The organism is Methanolobus mangrovi (genome assembly GCF_031312535.1).
GTDB lineage: Archaea > Halobacteriota > Methanosarcinia > Methanosarcinales > Methanosarcinaceae > Methanolobus > Methanolobus mangrovi.
In genome coordinates, this window is the sequence record NZ_CP133594.1 from 1,453,322 (window position 1) to 1,471,264 (window position 17,943).

Below are 17,943 nucleotides of genomic sequence, written 5' to 3' on the forward strand. Positions count from 1 at the left end.
GAGGAGTTAAATGCCTGATGAAATGACTTCAAAAGAACGTTTTATCAACGCTCTTGAATTAAAAGAGGTGGACAGGGTCCCACTGGGTTATTTGTGGTTCGGAGCTGGTGATGCAGTACTTGAGCGGATGAATACAAGCATGGAGGATGTTTATTATTCTGCAAAAGGGATTACAAGAGCACAGGTATTAGCAAGGGAAATGTATCACCATGACAATGTAATGTCCCCCTGGGGATGTTTGCTAGTGGAAGCGGAGGCCTTTGGGGCTAAAATAAACATCAAAAAAGATGCTTACCCTTCAATAGCCAGTTTTCCTCTAAAGTCTGCAAAAGAATATGAGAATATTGATCCAGTTGTCATTGAACGCTCTGAAAGAGTAAAGACCATTGAAGAATCCATATCCATGCTCAAAAAACAGCTTGGAGATGAGGTTTTTATTAGCTGTGCACTTCTCACCCCCCTCATGCTTGCTTCCCAGTTAATGGATGGGAGCAGGATGTACATTGAAATGATGAAGGATCCCGATAATTTTCATGCACTTCTTGATGTCCTCACTGATGGTTGCATCACCTTTGCAGATATGTTGCTTGATGCAGGAGCAGACGGTGCATTCATTGAGAATGGTGGCAGCACTTCAGATCTTTTCAGTCTTGAAATGGCAAAGGAATTTGGTTTTGAGTACTCTAAGAAATTATATTCACACATACAGGACAGCGGCGGTTATGTAATATCGCATAACTGTGCAAACCATGCATTCCATGAACTGGAAATGGCTCTTGAACCTGATGCTTTGAATTTCTTTTTTGGGAATGTGGAAACACTCGGAGAAAAGTATGGGATCGATTGCCTGAAGATCCACAATCATAAACACGTTGGTTGCAGGGAGAGATATTGTTTCAGGGATCTCAAAGATTTTAATGATCCAGGTGTATGCCTGATGGGAAATATCAATCCCTATGCATTCTGTTCAGGAAGGCTTGACGATATCGCTGCCGAAGTAAAGAATTGTATGGATGCGGCTCCTGATAAGGGGTTCATACTATCCACTGGATGTGAGATACCACTGAATACACCTCAGGAAGAGATGGGAATTCTCTGGGAATCAATGAAATCTTGTTTTAAGTAGGGGGAATAAAATGTATGGAATTGCCTTAGATGTGGGAACTAGCGGCTTTAGGGCGCAGTTGATAGATCTGGAAACAAAAGAAGTTGTCAAGACCTCAATGACAATGAAACATCCGTTGCCAGGTGGGAACGTGACTGATCACCTTGACTTTGCCATATCCATTGGAGAAGATGTGGCACATAGTATAATCATAGATGCTGTCGGAAAAATGATCGAAGGATTCGCTGTAGATCCATCGCAGATATCAAAGATGGCTGTCTGTGGTAACCCTATACAGCTCTCTCTTTTCCAGAATTCGGAGATACGTGATCTGGCCTATGTGGGGAGAAATATGCGAAAAAGACTGGGCATAGATAACGTACAACGTGATGCCCGAATTTTCAAAGCCACGGATATATTCCATGGAATCCTGAACCTTGTGAATTGTTTGATATTTATCCCGCCTGCAATCGAGCATGAGATCGGGGCTGATGCGCTTGCCATGATGATGGCGACGGATTTTCTTGAACAGGAAGAACCAACCCTTGTAACGGATTACGGAACGAATGCCGAGATGGCCATAAAGGTTGGCAACAGGATAATCACAGGAAGTGCTGCAGCCGGACCTGCTATAGAAGGACAGGGAATCAGTTGCGGTATGCTTGCAGCTCCGGGAGCGATCACGGATGTTGATCTGGAAAATGGTTTCTGGAGAATATCTGTACTGAATGAGAGTATGGATGTTGTAAAAGGTCATCTTATTGATCCGATAAGCGGAACGATACTTGAAGGGTCTGATATAGTACCGGCTGGTATTACGGGAACTGGTCTTATTTCTATATTGTCTCTTGCAATAGAAACAGGAATTATAATCAGTCCACCTAAACTAAAGTACGGGAAGATCAAGCTTGGTGACGGTATCGAGGTATCAGAAGAAGATATAAAAGAGGCTGGTAAGGCTATAGGTGCCATAAGGGCTGCTCAGTTGACCCTGATACATGAATCAGGGATCGACTATGAAGACCTTGGGACCATGTATATGAGCGGTGCTTCCGGAACCTATGTCGATCCTGCCAAAGCAAGGAAAATAGGCTCATGCCCTGATTTTACAAAGAGAACAGTGCAATTCGGGAACACATCCCTGGCTCTTGCAAGAGACATTGTTATTGAGAAGGTAAAGCTTGATGTGCTGATAGAATTGGCAGGAAATATAAAAGCTGATCATCTTATGATGGCAACCAGTGAAACCTTCAAGAAGCTCTATGCCTGTGAACTGGGATACTGGACAGAAGGTATGTCTATGGAGATGTACCGGAAACTTTTGAAGATGTCTAAATTACCTGAGCTGCCTGCTCCGGTTGCTTATCCTATGTTTGAGAAAAGGGTTACTAAAGATATCAGTGAGGCCGGTACCGGCCAGGTAGAAGTAATAGAGGACATAGGTGTCACTCTTGAAGAACTGGCAGTAGGGTGCATAATGTGCCACAGATGTGAAAAAGAATGTCCTGAGCATGCGATATTCATAAAAGCTGATGATGATCTCTTTGCAGAGTACAACTCCTTGAAATGTCTGGGAACGGCGTGCAAAAGATGTGTGACTGTGTGTCCGGTGCATGCAATTGACTACAAAGAGATAAAGATTATGGAAAGCTGACTTTTCCAGTACTTTCGACCGTAGATAAGGAGGATATCAATGACAGAAGTAAAGGTAAATTCCAGGATATGTGGGTTCACCCATGTAGTCAGGGGAAAAAGGGATGGTCAAAAGATAATTGTTGATATTGACACTCCATGTGAGAAGATCAAAAAAATGTCTCATCTGGAAGTCGATATGATGGATCTGTTCGATATAAAAGATAATCTTGTAATGGAAAAAGCTAAAGAGGCCAGGTGTACTGCCACATGTCTTGTGCCCTGCGCAGTGATGCATGTCTGTTGCATCGAAGCAGATTTTATGTCGGGTACACTTGCCAAAGATACAGGAAGCGTCGGTATCGAGTTCCTATAACCCACTCCTTAGTCAAAGTGAAAAACGTTATTTAATATTATAGACAGATACCCGAAATACAAGTACTTTAAATGGATGGTATTATATTAGCGAATCGAAAATGAGTCTCTCTAAAAAATTCCAACATATACTTGATGGAAAAAAGGTTGATACTCCTCTAGTAGGCACAGTTACAACATCAGGAATACTTGACCTGATGGATATTTCCAGAGCTAGCAGACCTGAGGCCGACAGGGATCCGGTAAAAATGGCAAAGCTTGCATCTTCCTTACATACGGTTGCAAAGTTTGAGGTCATACGCATTCCATTTGATGTGACGTTGATAGGCGAGGCACTTGGATGTCAGATCGATTTCGGCACAAAGGCAAGAACCCCGTCAATAATTACTCATCCTTTTGAAAATAATCCTGCAGATTTCGATGTCCCAACTGATTTGCTGGGGCGGGGAAGGATACCTGTTGTAATGGAAGCAATATCCCTTCTCAAAAGTTATCATGGATTACAGGTACCTTTAGTTGCAGGTATTGAAGGGCCTGCTGACCTTGCTTCTTATCTTTGCAGCATCAAATCATTTTTGAAGTTGACTATAAAGGAACCTGAAACTGCAAGGAATATTATCGAAAAATGCATCGATGCCTGCATTACTTGTGCCAATGCCTATCTTCTTTCAGGTGCAGATGCGGTTGTGGTTGGAGATGCTCTGTCCTCCCCGGAGATGATGGGTCCTGATGCATTCAGAAGAATTGTAAAACCTGCGTTGATCAGGTTCAATAAAAGCATAAGTGGCCATAGTATACTTCACATATGCGGCGAAACGGATAGTATTATGCCAGATATACTTGAATGTGGTTTTAGTGCTATAAGCATCGAAGAAAATGTGAAGGATCTGAAATATATGGTCGATTGTGCACACAGAAGCAATACAGCGATAATCGGAAATATTTCAACGGCCGACACCCTGTATAGAAAAACAGCGGAAGATGTCAGAAAAGAGGCCTTGCAATGCCTGGATGCAAATATAGATATACTTGCTCCCGGTTGCGGTATGGCTCCCGAGACGCCTTTAGAGAATATTCGGGCTATGGTCAAGTCGAGGGACGAGCATGTTGAAAAAATGTTCCGATTCAAAAAAGGCCCTGAATAATCATTTTGTGCTATCTTTTCATGAAGATATACTTTTGTTCCATAGTCCGTCTGGGTATATATACCAAAAGAGTATAATAAACCCGGCAGGTTCGTAAAAGTTTTCGGCGATCTTATGAGTCAGAAGCATTCTACAAAAGGAAAAAGAAAGACATCTGAAAAGCAAAAAACAAACATAAAAATGCTTCCACTTGTTCTGGGGGCCTTGCTTATGATAGCAGGAGTTATCGGAATACTTAGTAGTTCTGACGAACAAGCTGACTGGTCAGTTTCAGATGATGCAATTCTTTCTTACCCACAGATTAAGGATGCAGAGTACAGCATAAACAATATCACAACTTTGAATGACTCCGATATTGTGAAAGCTGTAACATTCAAAAGCAGGGACTCATATATCGAAGGATTGATAAGAATACCAGCAGTCGGCACTAGTATGCCCGGTGTTGTGATCCTCCCGGGGGCAGGCGTATCAAAAGAACAACAAACAGCTGTTCCTGAATTGCTCTCCAAATTGGGATATGCCACCATCACTATTGACCAGAGGAATTTCGGTGGAATTGACCCGCAGAGAGATTTTGAGCTGTTCATGAAAGGCGAGGAACCTGTTGAATATATGATGGTACATGATGCAATGGTAGCTGCAAATGTTATTGGTGAGCAAACAGAAGTTGATAGTGAAAATATTGCCATGCTCGGACTCAGCAACGGTGGAAGGTTCGCCATAATTGCAACAGCTATCGACCCTTCAATAAAAGGTGTTGTAGCCATCAGCACAAGCGGGTATGACACTGATACCATTACTGTTGATGAGAACACTGATCCTGATGCATACCTGTTCTACAGGTCCATAGACCCTGATACTTATCTCGAAGATATTTCACCCCGTAGATTTGTCATGCTTCACTCGCTCAACGACACCATAATCCCATATGAACTGGCTCAGCGCAGTTTTAACAAAGCACAGGAACCAAAAGCATTCTATGATTTCGAGGGTAGCACTCATGGCTACAGTGCCCTTATGAATAATGCAATTGAAAATGAGCTCGAACTTATATTCCAATAACTGCAGTTGACCTGAGAAATTAAAAGGATTGGGAAATTGCTTTCCCATGAACTTTTATGTTACTACAATAGTACCTTTGATAGCAGGATTATCCTTTACACTGAAAGCATAAGTTCCAGGCTTTTCAAAGGTGTAAGTGAATATCTTACCGTAGTAGATGGTCTGGTCATCCCATAGTCCGTCATCACTTACAAGAACAATTGGAAGCTTTGGCCTCTGAAGGTTTCTCCACGTTACAGCCTCTCCGGAATCTATTTCTATAATCTCAGGGGTTGCAATGCGGACGATAAGGAACTCATTACTGCGAGTTGTAGTCATTACCGGGGTTTGTTCCTGAGTTTGTACACTAACCTGTTCCATTTCTTCCATCATTACGGGTTCCGGCTCAACCACCATCGTGGTCTCCTTGACAGGAGTGGCTGCTACAGATGGCATCTTCTTTTCAGTCACTATAACTGTGCCCGTAATTGCAGGATTATCCTGTGCACTGAAGGAATAAGTACCGAGTTCCTCAAAAGTATATGTGAATATCTTACCGTAGTAGATAGTATAATCTTCCCAAAGTCCGTCATCACTCACAAGCACAACAGGAAGCTTTGGCCTCTGCAGATTTCTCCATGTAACAGTATCCCCTTCATAGACCTCCAATGTGGAAGGCGTTACTATGCGGATGATAAGGAACTCATTACTAGGAGTTGTGGTCATTACCTGAGTTTGTTCCTGAGTCTGCACGTTAACCTGTCCCATTTCTTCCGTCATTACGGGTTCCGGCTCAACCACCGTCTTAATCTCCTTTGCGGGAGTGGCGACCACAGATGGCATCTTCTTTTCAGTAACCACGACAGTTCCGGTTATTGCAGGATTATCTTTTGCACTGTAGGTGTAAATGCCGGGCTCTTCAAAAGTATAAGAGAAAATCCTACCGTAGTAGATAGTCTGGTCATCCCACAGCCCGTCATCACTCACGAGTACAACAGGAAGTTTTGGCCTTTGCTGGTTCCACCAGGTAACAGTTTCACCTGCTGAAATCTCTATTAAATCAGGTGTTGCGATTTTAATTATAACTATCTCGTTTGTCTGACTACTTGTTTCCATGGATGTGGCAGACATATCCACATCAGCTGTACCATAACCGTCTGCAGCCAATGCCGCAGATGTGAAAAGAACGGATAAGGTTATGAAAACTGTTGCAACTAATGATATTGTTCTAATGCATCTCATAAGAAAATTCCTCCCGAGGTTCCCCCTCCTCATATATAAATCATCTTCAATTCCATATAGCCAAACCCATGGAGACATAACAATAGATAAATGAATATTCTAATGGCCTGAAAAAAGTACAATGTTATTAGAATAAGACAAGATGTTTAGTAGCATACCTAAGAAACATTTTTCCAATGAGTATATATGCATTTAAAAGAAATTAGAATAGGGGGTTTAATGCAGTCCTCTTTACTTGATACATTGTTCCTTTCTGAAAAAAGGAAGGAATTGCTACTATTCCTGAAAGATGGTACAAAAGATTCGGATGACATAAAGGCAGCTTTTGATTTCCCATGGAAGTCCATGATACCCCAGATTAAGAAACTTGTTGAATGGGACCTGATAAGCTACAAAAATGGGAGTTGCACCCTTACTACCATGGGTGAGGTTATTGCGGAGAATATGGGACGCTTCCTGATGACACTGAAAACGCATGAACTATATAGGAACTACTGGCTGGAACATGATCTCAGCCCTATTCCAAAAAAACTTATTTACAGAATAGGCGAACTTGGATATTGTGAGATTCTTGAACCGAAACCCCCCGATATATTCAAACAACAGGAAGAGATACTCAGGAGAATGAATGGTTCGGACAGGATAATGACCTTTATCTCCATATATCACCCTGCACAACTAATTATCCTTTCAGAACTCGTGGAACATGGAACAAAACTTGACCTGATAATGACCGAAGATGTATACAATATGGTCAGGGGAGATATAGTACCAAACCTCAGTCTTATCCAGAGTGAGAATTCAATTTTTTCATCATTGAAAGAGGAATATGAAAAGGAATTAGGAAACCTTTTCAAAGACAAACTATCGGAAATCTTTGTGTACAGAGGAAATTTGAAACCTTTGACCATCATTGTAACGGACAGATTCCTTTCACTGACACTTTTGGACAAAGAAGGGAAGTACAACAATTCCAGCATTACGAGTTCCGAGCCTTCAGCTGTTCTATGGGGAGAAGCCCTTTTCACCCATTATAAGGAGAAGTCCTACAGACTGACAGAAACAGAACGCTGTTCAATTAGAAAAATAGAGAATTAACTACATACATTCATCCTGAAGAACAGTACCCCGATGAACTGTGAAATATTACTTTTATTTTATGCGTATGAAAGCCTGACCACATGAGGAATAGAAACCTTCTTCTTCCTTTTGTAGAGAGGAATTCACATCAGATGCTGACATCTGCATGTCCGTATAGGCGTCATCTTTCTGCTTCAATTGCATGCCAGTAACCATAATTTCCCTCGTCGATTTAAGAATTCAATAATAAAACCATTTATATAAATATATTAATTTATTATATATAAACATTCTTTTAATCAGGTTCAAGCTAAACGAATATATCATATATTAATGCGGCATTATTCCGGGTAAACAAATTACCACAGAATCTCAAAGACAGGATGAAGACATGAAAGAAAAAAAGATAAAAGGCGTCATTTTTGATATGGACAACACCCTTTTTGATTTTGTGAAAGCCAAAATAGCTGCCTGTACGGCCATTATAAAACATATTGGAACAGGTGACCCACATGAGCTATTATCTTATTTCCGCAGGGATAAGTATGGATTTGAGGACGTGGAAAATATCAGTGATTACCTGGTAGAATATGACTTATACTCTCAAGAGATTTTCCAGGAATGCTGTACGATATACCAGAGAGAGAAGATCCACACCATTGAACTTTATCCTGATGTGAAAAGAACCATGCTTGAGCTAAAGAGCATGGAACTTAGTATTGGAATACTCACAGATGCCGACAAAATGAATGCCCGAAAAAGGCTTCAGAAAGTTGATCTGTGTGGTTGCTTTGATTCCCTTTTCACTTTCGATATGACAGGATGGAAGAAGCCTTCCCATGAACCTTTCATGTATGCACTTGATTCAATGGGACTTGCGGCTCATGAAACTCTTTTTGTGGGAGACAGTCTCCGAAGGGACATCAGCCCATCAAAACAAATCGGGATGATGGCCGTGTATGCAGTATATGGAGACTGCAACCCCCCTGTTGACAGTCAATTCGTAGAAGAAAAACCAGACCATGTGATCAATAATTTCAGGGACCTGCTCGCAATCATTCAGAATGGGAATAAATGTGAAAATGACGGAATATGATGTAATTGTTGTCGGAGCCGGGCCTATCGGCTCAACTGCCGCAAGGTATGCTTCCATGCACGGGGCACGGACATTGATGGTAGAAGACCATGCATTTGTAGGAAGCCCCGTGGGATGCACCGGACTGCTAAGTACCCGGGCCGTCAGTGAATGTGATCTCAAGCCCTCGGGTGATTTTGTATTTAATTCAGTAAGAGGTGCCTTTGTGCATCCGATGAATGGAGACTGTCTGCCCATAGACGGGAAAAAGACAAAGGCCTATGTTGTTTCCAGGAAGATGTTCGACCGCCGTCTTGCTGCCATGGCAATTGAAAAAGATGTTGACCTGTGGCTGAACTCAAGAGTAAATGGTATTGAAAAAGCAGACGGCAAACAAAGAGTATCATTAGTCAGAAATGGACAATCTGAAACAGTAGAAGCAAAGGTTGTCATCGCTGCAGACGGTGTTCGCAGCAAGGTGGCAAAAATGGCGGGCCTTGGAAATGTTAGTAAGGTATTGTCAGGAATACAGGCAGAAGTACCTTATCGTTCAGATGATACCGATTTTGTGGAATTGTTCGTTGGTTCACAGGCACCTGGTTTCTTTGCATGGTCAGTTCCTGTGGATGAGAACATTTCCCGCATAGGGATGGCAATTGACCCTAAATACCAGCATGCGGCCGTAGCGAGTCAGACCCTTGAGAAACTGCTGGCAAATAATCCCCATATTGCCTCGAGATATGGAGGAGGAAAACTTGACCTTGTGATGGGAGGAATACCCCTCGGACCACTTGAAAAGACATACTCTGATGGTGTACTTGTGGTTGGGGATGCAGCCGGGCAGGTAAAGCCCACATCCGGCGGAGGAATATATACAGGCGCAGTCTGTGCGAAGATAGCAGGGGAAATAGCCGCAAAAGCTGTTGCTGAAGAAGACAGTTCAGTGAGTTTCCTCTCTGAGTATGATAAAAGATGGCGGACTGAAATTGGAAAAGAGCTTGCAATGGGCATGAGAATACACCGCTTTATCGGTGGACTTGATGACAATGAGCTTGACGGACTGATAGGTTCTATGAACAATCCCGCTATACTTGACACCATAACACGCTATGGGGACATGGACCATCCATCAATACTCATAAAGAAAATGTTGCACCCTTCAAGATCGGTGCATATGTTAAAGGTCTTTGGCGCATTTGCAAAAGCTGTTCTTTGAATGAGTGAGTTCACCCTAGTAGATACTTACGCCTTTTACGGAATCCAGTTTGAGCAGTTCTTCCACAATGCTGCCCGGAACCTTGGTATCTGTAATTATGGTTAGTTTTGCCTCAGTGACAAAGAAAGGATCATCAGATACTGCCTGTCGGATACTGATATTGTGCTGCGCTATAACCGTGGAGACCTCAGAGATTATTCCTTTGTGGGAAGCATCATCTGGTGTGATAATCACAACACCCTGTCCCATCAGAGGCGCAACATCACGAAGGAAAGGTATTGATCTCACATTCTGGAAGACCTTTCTCAGCAGTTCATCGGAAAGTATTACTTCGGTAGTGGAATCCACAACACGCCTGTCAACACCTGCTTCCCTTGCAAGTTGTGTGTGTGCTATCTCTATGGCACCTGAGGTAACCTTGCCCTCATCATTGACCTGAAAACCACGTTCAAAAATAAGCTTTAAGACCTTTTGCTGGGCAGGGTATTTTTCAAACTTGCTGAGTAATGTGCTCCACATATTCATCATGTAATCCTTTAAATTATAAAGATTTAAGGTTAATTAAATATGATACGGACTAATAGAATATAGATAACTTGACAAAGAAAAGACATTTTAAGTATGAGGTCGTGTATAACATTCTGTAATTCATCTTTCAATAAAGATAATCATCCGGATTATAATCGTTTTCTGATGTGATATTAGAATATTGACATTAACTCATTTCTACAATTGATCATAAATTCCGGGATCTTCACGATTTACACCAAAGGAGGTATTGAATGAAAATATACAAAGATTATGAAGACCTTCCAAAAATAAAATTGCCACTTGGGCAGGAAGTATCTATTAGCGACAGCACGATCAGGGACGGAGCACAGATGCCCGGTATTGTGATGAAAAGCCAGCAGAAGTTCCAGATATACAATTACCTGCACAAGATAGGGATAGAAAAACTTGAGACTTTTGTCTATAACGACAGAGATAGAAAAGCTATCAAACTCATGATGGATCAAGGATATGAATTCCCCGAGATCACCGGATGGGCACGTGCAAACCCTGCTGATATCGATATGGTCCTCAACATTGACGGCATAGAAGAAACCGGCATTCTGATGTCAGTCTCTGACCCACACATCTTTGATAAGATGGGACTGCCTACACGTGAGGCAGCCGAAGAAAAATACCTCACTGCACTTCAGTATGCAGTAGACCATGGTCTGCGCACCAGAGCACATATCGAAGATATGACCCGTGCTGACAATTATGATTTCACATACCCACTTGTTAAGAAGATAATGGACATCGACCCTGATTGTACCATTCGTATATGTGACACTATCGGATTCGGAATACCATTTGTTGGCGTTGATGAGCCATTCGGCATGCCTTCAATTGTACAATACCTGAAGGATGAGCTCAATGTGAAGAACATCGAGACCCACTGTCACGATGACTTTGGTCTTGCTGTTGCCAACTCCATTGCAGGATACTGGCACGGTGCAAACTGGTCAAACGTGACCTTCCTGGGAATAGGAGAAAGGGCAGGTAATGCAGAGATGGAGAAACTCCTGCTATTCCTTGCAAGACGCATAGAAGGATTTGACAAGTATAACCTTGAATGTCTTGTAGAATTTGCAAAGTTCATGGAAAGAGAGATTGGTATTCGTGTACCAAGGAACAAGTCAGTTGTGGGCAACAATGTATTCGCCCATGAATCAGGCATCCACTCTGCAGGCGTCATCAAGAACCCATTCACATACGAACCATATCCACCTGAGATCGTCGGTGGAAAAAGGATATTCCTCATAGGTGACTCCTCTGGTATAGAAGTACTGAGGTATAAGGTACAGGAAACACTGAATGAACTGATGGATGTAGAGATAGAGATAGGAAAGGACGACAAGCGTCTGCGAGCTATCCAGGCTGAGATCCAGAAGCTCTACAATGATGAGAAAAGGGTTTCCTGCATATCCGATGAAGAGGTCATGGCGTACGTGAAGAAGTACTTCATGTTCAACCCCATGGTCAGCAAGGACATGCACCGCAAGGAAGATGAAGAGAACGGTGACGAAGATTCAGATTCAAACGACACTTTAGGAAACACTAAAGCCCGTATGCATGATCTTGTAGACTGAACTTAAAAAAAATGACTGCTTTCATTAATGACAGCAAATAATTATTTTTGGTGGAAATATCCACCAAGACTCTTTTTTAATTAGTAAATTAATTTAAAAAAGTATAGGAGATGAAATTACTTCATCTCAGCTTCGACGTACTTTGCAATAGCTTCGGTCATTTCGCTCATCTTTGCATTGCCGCAGGCGCTGGATATTAGATACTAAAAAGCCCCTGCCGAAACCGGGGCTTTCCTTTTGTTCCCACAATAAAATTAAATGGAATCGATAATCCCATTCAAAATCGCACTAGGTCTCATGGCCCGGGATTTCAACTCCTCATCCGGAGCGTAGTATCCTTTGATATCCATAGCTTTGCCCTGAGCTTCTAACAACTCAGTGGCAATCTTCTCTTCATTTTCCATCAGAGCTTTAGCTACAGGTTCAAAAATCGCTTTTAATTCGCTATCTTTCTCCTGATCAGCCAGAGCCTGGGCCCAATACAGTGCCAGATAAAAATGAGATCCTCTGGTATCGATCTCATTCACTTTTCGGGAAGGTGATCTTCCGTTTTCCAGAACCAGCTCTGTCGCTTTATCCAATGTTTCTGCTAAAACCAGAGCTTTAGGATTATCAAAAGTGTTATCCAGATGCTCCAGAGAAGCAGCTAAGGCCAGGAATTCTCCCAGGGAGTCCCAACGCAAGTGACCTTCCGATTCAAATTGTTGTGCATGTTTGGGTGCCGAACCGCCGGCACCTGTCTCGAAAAGTCCACCGCCATTCATTAGGGGAACGATCGATAGCATTTTCGCACTGGTTCCCAATTCCAAAATAGGGAAGAGGTCTGTCAGATAATCCCTCAAAACATTTCCAGTCACAGAGATCGTATCTTTGCCCTCTTTAATTCTCTCCAATGAAAACCTAGTGGCTTCAACGGGAGATTTGATCAATAGTTCCAGACCATCAGTATCATGATCTTCCAAATATTTGTTCACTTTTTTAATGAGCTGTAAGTCGTGAGCTCTGTTCTCATCGAGCCAGAAGACTGCAGGAGTGCCTGTCGCTTTGGCTCGCTTGACGGCCAGCTTGACCCAGTCCTGGACGGGTGCGTCTTTCACCTGACACATGCGGAAGATATCTCCTTCCTCTACCGGCTGTTCAATGAGTACATTATTGTTGTCATCGATAACTTGAACTTTTCCTGTACCAGTCATCTCAAAGGTCTTGTCATGTGAGCCATATTCTTCAGCTTTTTGTGCCATAAGCCCCACATTGGAAACGCTTCCCATTTTTGATGGATCAAAGGCACCGTGTTTTTGACAGAACTCAATAGTTTCCTGATAAACTCCCGAATAAGAGCGGTCTGGAATTATGGCTTTCATATCTTTCAGTTTCCCGTCTGGTCCCCACATACCGCCTGATGAGCGGATTGCTGCAGGCATGGAAGCATCGACGATAACATCGCTGGGAACATGGAGATTGGTAATTCCCTTATCGGAGTTAACCATAGCCAATGCCGGTCTCTTTGCATACACAGCTTCTATATCTGCTTTGATCTCAGCCTGTTTGTCTTCAGGCAGATTCTGGATCTTTGTATAGAGATCACCCAGTCCGTTGTTGGGATCTACACCCAATTCTGAAAGCAGATCACCATATTTATCAAATATCTCTTTAAAGAAGACCTTAACCACATGACCGAAGATAATAGGGTCAGAAACTTTCATCATTGTCGCTTTCAAATGAACGGAGAATAAGACATCGTTAGCTTTGGCATCTTCTATCTGTTCAGCCAGAAATGCCTGAAGCGCTTTTTTGTTCATAACAGCTGCATCAATTATCTCTCCGGCCTGAAGAGGGGCTTTGTCTTTTAATAGTGTTTTATTATCAGCGTCATCTGTAAAGAAAATTCTGTAATTGGTAGCTTCTTCAATTTCAACAGATTTCTCACTGCCGTAAAAATCTCCGCCGGTCATGCTGGCTACATGGGATTTGGAATCGAACTTCCATTCTCCCATGGAATGGGGATGTTTTTTCGCATAATTTTTTACAGCTTTGGGAGCTCTGCGGTCAGAATTCCCTTCTCTAAGTACCGGGTTAACAGCACTGCCCTTGACAATATCGAATTTAGCTTTGATCGCCTTTTCTTCATCATTAGAAGGATTTTCGGGATAATCGGGCAGATCATATCCCTTAGCCTGGAGTTCTGCGACTGTGGCTTTGATCTGGGGAACTGAAGCACTGATATTGGGTAGTTTGATAATGTTGGCTTCAGGAGTTAAGACCATCTCTCCTAATTCGGAAAGGGCATCGGAAATCTTCTGGTCCTCTGTCAGTCTTTCGGGAAACTGGGCAATGATCCTTCCCGCCAGGGAGATATCCCTCGTTTCCATAGTGATCCCGGCGTTTTTCACATAAGCCTGTAAAATAGGCAGGAGCGAACTAGTTGCCAAAGCCGGAGCTTCATCGGTTTTCGTATAAATGATTGTCGATTTCTGTGCCATGTTAACCCTTTTCTCTGTAAATTAATATTGCTCAAAATCAATACGTTTTTTAACAAATTGTAATTTGACAGGAATCGTAAATTATAATATGAAAATTCAAATCGCTTTATTGACGACGACATCATATATATTTCATACCCAGAAAGCAAACATGGGTACTAAAAAAATTGAAAGTTTATTCCTTACAATAAAGACCCATGACCTTTGCAAGGTTCAATAGTCTCAGGATGGTCACTGCGATAACAAAAGCAAATCCAAGTATCACAATTACCAGGATAGCAGCCCTCTCCATGGAAATATCCGTATTCAGCAGCATGAAAGAAGTAATGGATACAATCATCAACTGACCAAGCAACGAAAGCAGACTGAGCCATACTTCCTTCCTTGTCAAAAAGGGCTTCAAGTTCATAGGCCTGTATTGATGTTACGGTCATTTATAGCTATTCACGGTCAACAATGGTCATCCGAATCATATGGCATTACAATTTTAGGTAAGTAACAACATACAGAACAGCATGAAACAGAGTTTCCCCATAACGGACGAGCACATGCACATTGACCCAAGGGCAAAAGGTCTCAAAGCTGTAAAGGAGTTCCAGAACACAGGCGGAACACATATTTTTCTTGTTATGAAACCAAGCTGGACCCTTGGTATAAAGGTCACGAAGCCTGAAGACCAGATCGCAGTCTTTGAAGAAACCGTTAACATCTCACGCCAGATCAATGAAACAGGCGTTACATCATTCCCGGTTCTGGGAGTGCATCCGGCAGAGATTTCAAAGCTAACCGAATACATGGAACTTCAAAAAGCTGTTGAAACCATGAAGGGTGGACTGGACATTGCGGCGGACTATGTGAAAAGAGGACTTGCTGTGGGACTTAAGAGCGGAAGACCGCATTACCCGGTAAGCCCTGAAGTGTGGAATGCTTCAAATGAGGTTATGGAATATGCATTCACGCTGGCCGCTGACCTTGACTGTGCCGTACAGTTACACACAGAAAATGTAGGGGAGCCGGAACTTATCGACATAACAGAACGGGCAAAAAAGACCGGCATCAAACTGCACAAAGTGGTCAAACATTACGCACCGCCACTTGTTGATATTTGTGAACGCCTGGGCATATTCCCCGGAGTGCTGGCAGGCAAAGATGCCATTGAGGAAGCACTGCAACAGGGTACGCGGTTCATGATGGAAACCGATTATATAGATGACCCCGAAAGGCCAGGAGCGGTGCTCGGACCAAAAACAATACCAAGAAAGACATTGAAGCTTGTAGAACAGTTTGGAGAAGAACCTTTCTGGAAGATCCATAAAGAAAATCCCGAAAAGGTCTACGACGTTGATATCGAGCTCTAGAACCTGTCAACAAGGACCATATAGATATCCATTACATTGGTGCCTGTCGGACCTGTAGTTATAAGGTCACCTGTTTCCTTGAAGAAAACATAGGAATTGTTGTCATAAAGCTCGTGTCTTGCATCGATCTGCAGATTTTTCCCCCGCTGTACAGTATCACCGTCTGCAAAGGCACCGGCATGATCAGTAGTGCCATCATTGCCATCCGTACCGGCCGCAAGCAAAAGAACTCCTTCAAGATCGGAAACCTCTATACCAAAAGAAAGAGCCATTTCCTGACATCTTCCACCCAGCCCCTTTCCTTTCATAGTAACTGTAGTCTCACCGCCAGCAAGAATACATGCAGGAAGTGGCAAAGGAGTACCTCTTAACCTTTCTTCCCTTGCAATTGAAGCAAAGACCTTTGCAACCTCCCTTGCCTCACCAACTATGGATGAAGAAAGGACCATGGTATTATACCCTAGCTCAGATGCCTTTTTTTGTGCTTCCTGTAAAGCAAGGGCATTATTGCCAACCAGATAATGAGAGGTTTTTTCAAAAACAGTGGCTCCCAATTTAGGAGTTTCCTCTATCACGCCTTCAAGACCATCTTCAAGCAAGCCGCTCACAGCAGGAGATAATTTCAGATCGTACCTTTCCACGATCTCATTGAACTCACTAAAAGTGGATGTGTCGGGAACGGTAGGTCCGGATGCAATAACATCCAGCGGATCCCCTACAACATCGGAAAGAATGAGACTCACAGATTCAGAAGGATAGGCCATTTTGGCAAGTCCGCCACCTTTTATGGAACATAGGTGCTTTCTTATTGTGTTAAGTTCATCAATTGTAGCACCGGCACGCGTGAGATAATCGGTGAGTTTTACAATATCAGTTATAGCTACGCCTTTACGCGGAAGCGTGATAAGAGCCGAACCGCCACCGGAGATAAGGAAAAATATAAGGTCCTTCTCACCAGTGCGCTCAAGAAAACTATGAACTATTTTCCCTGCAGCAACGCTATGTTCATCTGGCATCGGGTGACCTGACTCATAGACCTTCATCTTTACAAGTGAACCACCAAAACCATGTTTAGTTACAGCGATGCCATCTGTAAGAGAATCACCAAGGATATCCTCAATTGCTTTTGACATGGATATCGCAGCTTTTCCGAAGGCTACGGCATATATGTTATTATAACGTGAAAGGTCATAGGAACGATTATTGATGATAATATTCTTACCATCCTTGTTCATAGCCCTGTAAATACAGGCAGAAGGATCCACTGCAGAGATTGCCTCTGACAATATAGAATTAGCATCGTTTCTCATTTTTTCAGCCATATGGTATCATCCGTATTTAAAGTATTACAAGGATTTGATGGATTCAGGAACGACTGTATACTCCAATCAGTTCCCCGTAAGCAATAACATGACCTTTCATGGCATCTTCCACAAGACTCCTGTCAGAACCACTTTCAATACCCAGGTCCGTGTCAAGTGCATAGAATTTGAAGAAATACCTGTGAGTGCCTGAAGGAGGACATGGACCGGTGTAAGACACCTTATTTGCACCATTTGCTCCCTCTATACCCGGAATACTGTTTTCAGCAATTTGCGTTTCAGGGTCGATATTCCAGACAACCCAGTGTGTAAAAGTTCCAATTGGTGCATCAGGGTCATCCATGATCAATAAAAGCGAGACTGTATCCCCTGAAACACCAAGTGCCTCCAGTGGAGGATTGATATTGTCCCCATCACAAGTATATATTTCCGGAATAAAACTTCCATTTTCAAAAGCAGAACTGGATATGGATAATGCACCTATAGAGCCATTACCGGATAGAGTATCTTCCAGCATGGAAGAATTTGTCGCAGAATTGTTAGTCTCATATACATCAGGAACAACATCAGGATCTTCACCGGAGGGTTCCACACAACCTGAAAAAGATAAAGTTAGTAACAATAGCAATATTATTGCCGATATTGTGATTAAACGGCAAATAAGTCTGCCATCGTCTTTTAAACATTGATATGACTGGCTAAACCCTGGCATATTATCCCACAGATAATACACT

The 17,943-nt window shown here is 42.6% G+C and carries 17 protein-coding genes; 10 read left to right on the forward strand and 7 right to left on the reverse strand.

From position 1 onward, the window contains the following. Nucleotides 1-10 precede the first annotated feature (10 nt). The 5 genes from RE476_RS06890 (at nucleotide 11) to RE476_RS06910 (ending at nucleotide 5,319) form a co-directional block, all read left to right on the forward strand. Complete coding sequence (locus RE476_RS06890; RefSeq protein ID WP_309306927.1) at nucleotides 11-1,126, forward strand: uroporphyrinogen decarboxylase family protein; 1,116 nt, start codon at nucleotides 11-13, stop codon at nucleotides 1,124-1,126. Between the two features lie 10 nt (nucleotides 1,127-1,136). Further along, nucleotides 1,137-2,759, forward strand: a complete 1,623-nt coding sequence (locus RE476_RS06895; RefSeq protein ID WP_309306928.1) for a methylamine methyltransferase corrinoid protein reductive activase — start codon at nucleotides 1,137-1,139, stop codon at nucleotides 2,757-2,759. Nucleotides 2,760-2,798: 39 nt separating this feature from the next. Next, nucleotides 2,799-3,113, forward strand: a complete 315-nt coding sequence (locus RE476_RS06900) for a DUF6951 family protein (protein WP_309306929.1) — start codon at nucleotides 2,799-2,801, stop codon at nucleotides 3,111-3,113. A gap of 100 nt (nucleotides 3,114-3,213) precedes the next feature. Continuing rightward, nucleotides 3,214-4,257 (forward strand): methylcobamide:CoM methyltransferase MtaA, encoded by a 1,044-nt coding sequence (mtaA, locus tag RE476_RS06905; RefSeq protein ID WP_309306930.1) that lies wholly within the window; start codon nucleotides 3,214-3,216, stop codon nucleotides 4,255-4,257. A gap of 114 nt (nucleotides 4,258-4,371) precedes the next feature. Then, a complete protein-coding gene (locus tag RE476_RS06910; protein ID WP_309306931.1) occupies nucleotides 4,372-5,319 on the forward strand; it encodes an alpha/beta hydrolase in 948 nt (315 codons plus the stop codon). A gap of 54 nt (nucleotides 5,320-5,373) precedes the next feature. Here RE476_RS06910 and RE476_RS06915 read toward each other — a convergent pair whose 3' ends face one another. Further along, complete coding sequence (locus tag RE476_RS06915; protein WP_309306932.1) at nucleotides 5,374-6,540, reverse strand: cupredoxin domain-containing protein; 1,167 nt, start codon at nucleotides 6,538-6,540, stop codon at nucleotides 5,374-5,376. 219 nt (nucleotides 6,541-6,759) lie between these two features. Between RE476_RS06915 and RE476_RS06920 the strand changes: the two genes are divergently transcribed. After that, on the forward strand, nucleotides 6,760-7,638 hold the full coding sequence (locus RE476_RS06920) for a helix-turn-helix transcriptional regulator (protein WP_309306933.1): 879 nt from the start codon (nucleotides 6,760-6,762) through the stop codon (nucleotides 7,636-7,638). Nucleotides 7,639-7,692: 54 nt separating this feature from the next. On the opposite strand, the gene RE476_RS06925 is transcribed toward RE476_RS06920, so the two are convergent. Then, nucleotides 7,693-7,836, reverse strand: coding sequence for a hypothetical protein (locus RE476_RS06925; protein ID WP_309306934.1), 144 nt, complete (start codon nucleotides 7,834-7,836; stop codon nucleotides 7,693-7,695). Between the two features lie 175 nt (nucleotides 7,837-8,011). Here RE476_RS06925 and RE476_RS06930 point away from each other — a divergent pair, with 175 nt between their 5' ends. Further along, complete coding sequence (locus RE476_RS06930; RefSeq protein WP_309306935.1) at nucleotides 8,012-8,716, forward strand: HAD family hydrolase; 705 nt, start codon at nucleotides 8,012-8,014, stop codon at nucleotides 8,714-8,716. Then, complete coding sequence (locus RE476_RS06935; RefSeq protein WP_309309569.1) at nucleotides 8,703-9,911, forward strand: NAD(P)/FAD-dependent oxidoreductase; 1,209 nt, start codon at nucleotides 8,703-8,705, stop codon at nucleotides 9,909-9,911. Before RE476_RS06930 ends, RE476_RS06935 begins: the two co-directional genes overlap by 14 nt. 15 nt (nucleotides 9,912-9,926) lie before the next feature. On the opposite strand, the gene RE476_RS06940 is transcribed toward RE476_RS06935, so the two are convergent. Further along, complete coding sequence (locus RE476_RS06940) at nucleotides 9,927-10,430, reverse strand: ACT domain-containing protein (RefSeq protein WP_309306936.1); 504 nt, start codon at nucleotides 10,428-10,430, stop codon at nucleotides 9,927-9,929. Between the two features lie 263 nt (nucleotides 10,431-10,693). On the opposite strand from RE476_RS06940, the gene RE476_RS06945 reads away from it, so the two are divergent. Beyond that, on the forward strand, nucleotides 10,694-12,049 hold the full coding sequence (locus RE476_RS06945) for a homocitrate synthase/isopropylmalate synthase family protein (protein WP_309306937.1): 1,356 nt from the start codon (nucleotides 10,694-10,696) through the stop codon (nucleotides 12,047-12,049). Nucleotides 12,050-12,303: 254 nt separating this feature from the next. Here the strand turns inward: RE476_RS06945 and RE476_RS06950 are convergent, their stop codons facing one another. Both RE476_RS06950 and RE476_RS06955 read right to left on the reverse strand, forming a co-directional pair. Continuing rightward, a complete protein-coding gene (locus RE476_RS06950; protein ID WP_309306938.1) occupies nucleotides 12,304-14,529 on the reverse strand; it encodes an NADP-dependent isocitrate dehydrogenase in 2,226 nt (741 codons plus the stop codon). A gap of 175 nt (nucleotides 14,530-14,704) precedes the next feature. Next, complete coding sequence (locus RE476_RS06955; protein ID WP_309306939.1) at nucleotides 14,705-14,938, reverse strand: hypothetical protein; 234 nt, start codon at nucleotides 14,936-14,938, stop codon at nucleotides 14,705-14,707. Between the two features lie 106 nt (nucleotides 14,939-15,044). Between RE476_RS06955 and RE476_RS06960 the strand changes: the two genes are divergently transcribed. After that, nucleotides 15,045-15,887 (forward strand): TatD family hydrolase, encoded by an 843-nt coding sequence (locus tag RE476_RS06960; protein WP_309306940.1) that lies wholly within the window; start codon nucleotides 15,045-15,047, stop codon nucleotides 15,885-15,887. On the opposite strand, the gene RE476_RS06965 is transcribed toward RE476_RS06960, so the two are convergent. Both RE476_RS06965 and RE476_RS06970 read right to left on the reverse strand, forming a co-directional pair. Further along, nucleotides 15,884-17,209, reverse strand: coding sequence for a glycerate kinase type-2 family protein (locus RE476_RS06965; RefSeq protein WP_309306941.1), 1,326 nt, complete (start codon nucleotides 17,207-17,209; stop codon nucleotides 15,884-15,886). The genes RE476_RS06960 and RE476_RS06965 overlap by 4 nt on opposite strands. Before the next feature lie 43 nt (nucleotides 17,210-17,252). After that, nucleotides 17,253-17,801 (reverse strand): YbhB/YbcL family Raf kinase inhibitor-like protein, encoded by a 549-nt coding sequence (locus RE476_RS06970; protein WP_309306942.1) that lies wholly within the window; start codon nucleotides 17,799-17,801, stop codon nucleotides 17,253-17,255. Nucleotides 17,802-17,943: the final 142 nt, after the last annotated feature.

Excerpts from the sequence above, each read along its gene's own strand:
- RE476_RS06890 (WP_309306927.1), top strand. The coding sequence starts at position 11 with ATGCCTGATGAAATGACTTCAAAAGAACGTTTTATCAACGCTCTTGAA.
- RE476_RS06895 (WP_309306928.1), top strand. The coding sequence starts at position 1,137 with ATGTATGGAATTGCCTTAGATGTGGGAACTAGCGGCTTTAGGGCGCAG.
- RE476_RS06900 (WP_309306929.1), top strand. The coding sequence starts at position 2,799 with ATGACAGAAGTAAAGGTAAATTCCAGGATATGTGGGTTCACCCATGTA.
- mtaA (WP_309306930.1), top strand. The coding sequence starts at position 3,214 with ATGAGTCTCTCTAAAAAATTCCAACATATACTTGATGGAAAAAAGGTT.
- RE476_RS06910 (WP_309306931.1), top strand. The coding sequence starts at position 4,372 with ATGAGTCAGAAGCATTCTACAAAAGGAAAAAGAAAGACATCTGAAAAG.
- RE476_RS06915 (WP_309306932.1), bottom strand. The coding sequence starts at position 6,540 with ATGAGATGCATTAGAACAATATCATTAGTTGCAACAGTTTTCATAACC.
- RE476_RS06920 (WP_309306933.1), top strand. The coding sequence starts at position 6,760 with ATGCAGTCCTCTTTACTTGATACATTGTTCCTTTCTGAAAAAAGGAAG.
- RE476_RS06925 (WP_309306934.1), bottom strand. The coding sequence starts at position 7,836 with ATGGTTACTGGCATGCAATTGAAGCAGAAAGATGACGCCTATACGGAC.
- RE476_RS06930 (WP_309306935.1), top strand. The coding sequence starts at position 8,012 with ATGAAAGAAAAAAAGATAAAAGGCGTCATTTTTGATATGGACAACACC.
- RE476_RS06935 (WP_309309569.1), top strand. The coding sequence starts at position 8,703 with ATGACGGAATATGATGTAATTGTTGTCGGAGCCGGGCCTATCGGCTCA.
- RE476_RS06940 (WP_309306936.1), bottom strand. The coding sequence starts at position 10,430 with ATGTGGAGCACATTACTCAGCAAGTTTGAAAAATACCCTGCCCAGCAA.
- RE476_RS06945 (WP_309306937.1), top strand. The coding sequence starts at position 10,694 with ATGAAAATATACAAAGATTATGAAGACCTTCCAAAAATAAAATTGCCA.
- RE476_RS06950 (WP_309306938.1), bottom strand. The coding sequence starts at position 14,529 with ATGGCACAGAAATCGACAATCATTTATACGAAAACCGATGAAGCTCCG.
- RE476_RS06955 (WP_309306939.1), bottom strand. The coding sequence starts at position 14,938 with ATGAACTTGAAGCCCTTTTTGACAAGGAAGGAAGTATGGCTCAGTCTG.
- RE476_RS06960 (WP_309306940.1), top strand. The coding sequence starts at position 15,045 with ATGAAACAGAGTTTCCCCATAACGGACGAGCACATGCACATTGACCCA.
- RE476_RS06965 (WP_309306941.1), bottom strand. The coding sequence starts at position 17,209 with ATGGCTGAAAAAATGAGAAACGATGCTAATTCTATATTGTCAGAGGCA.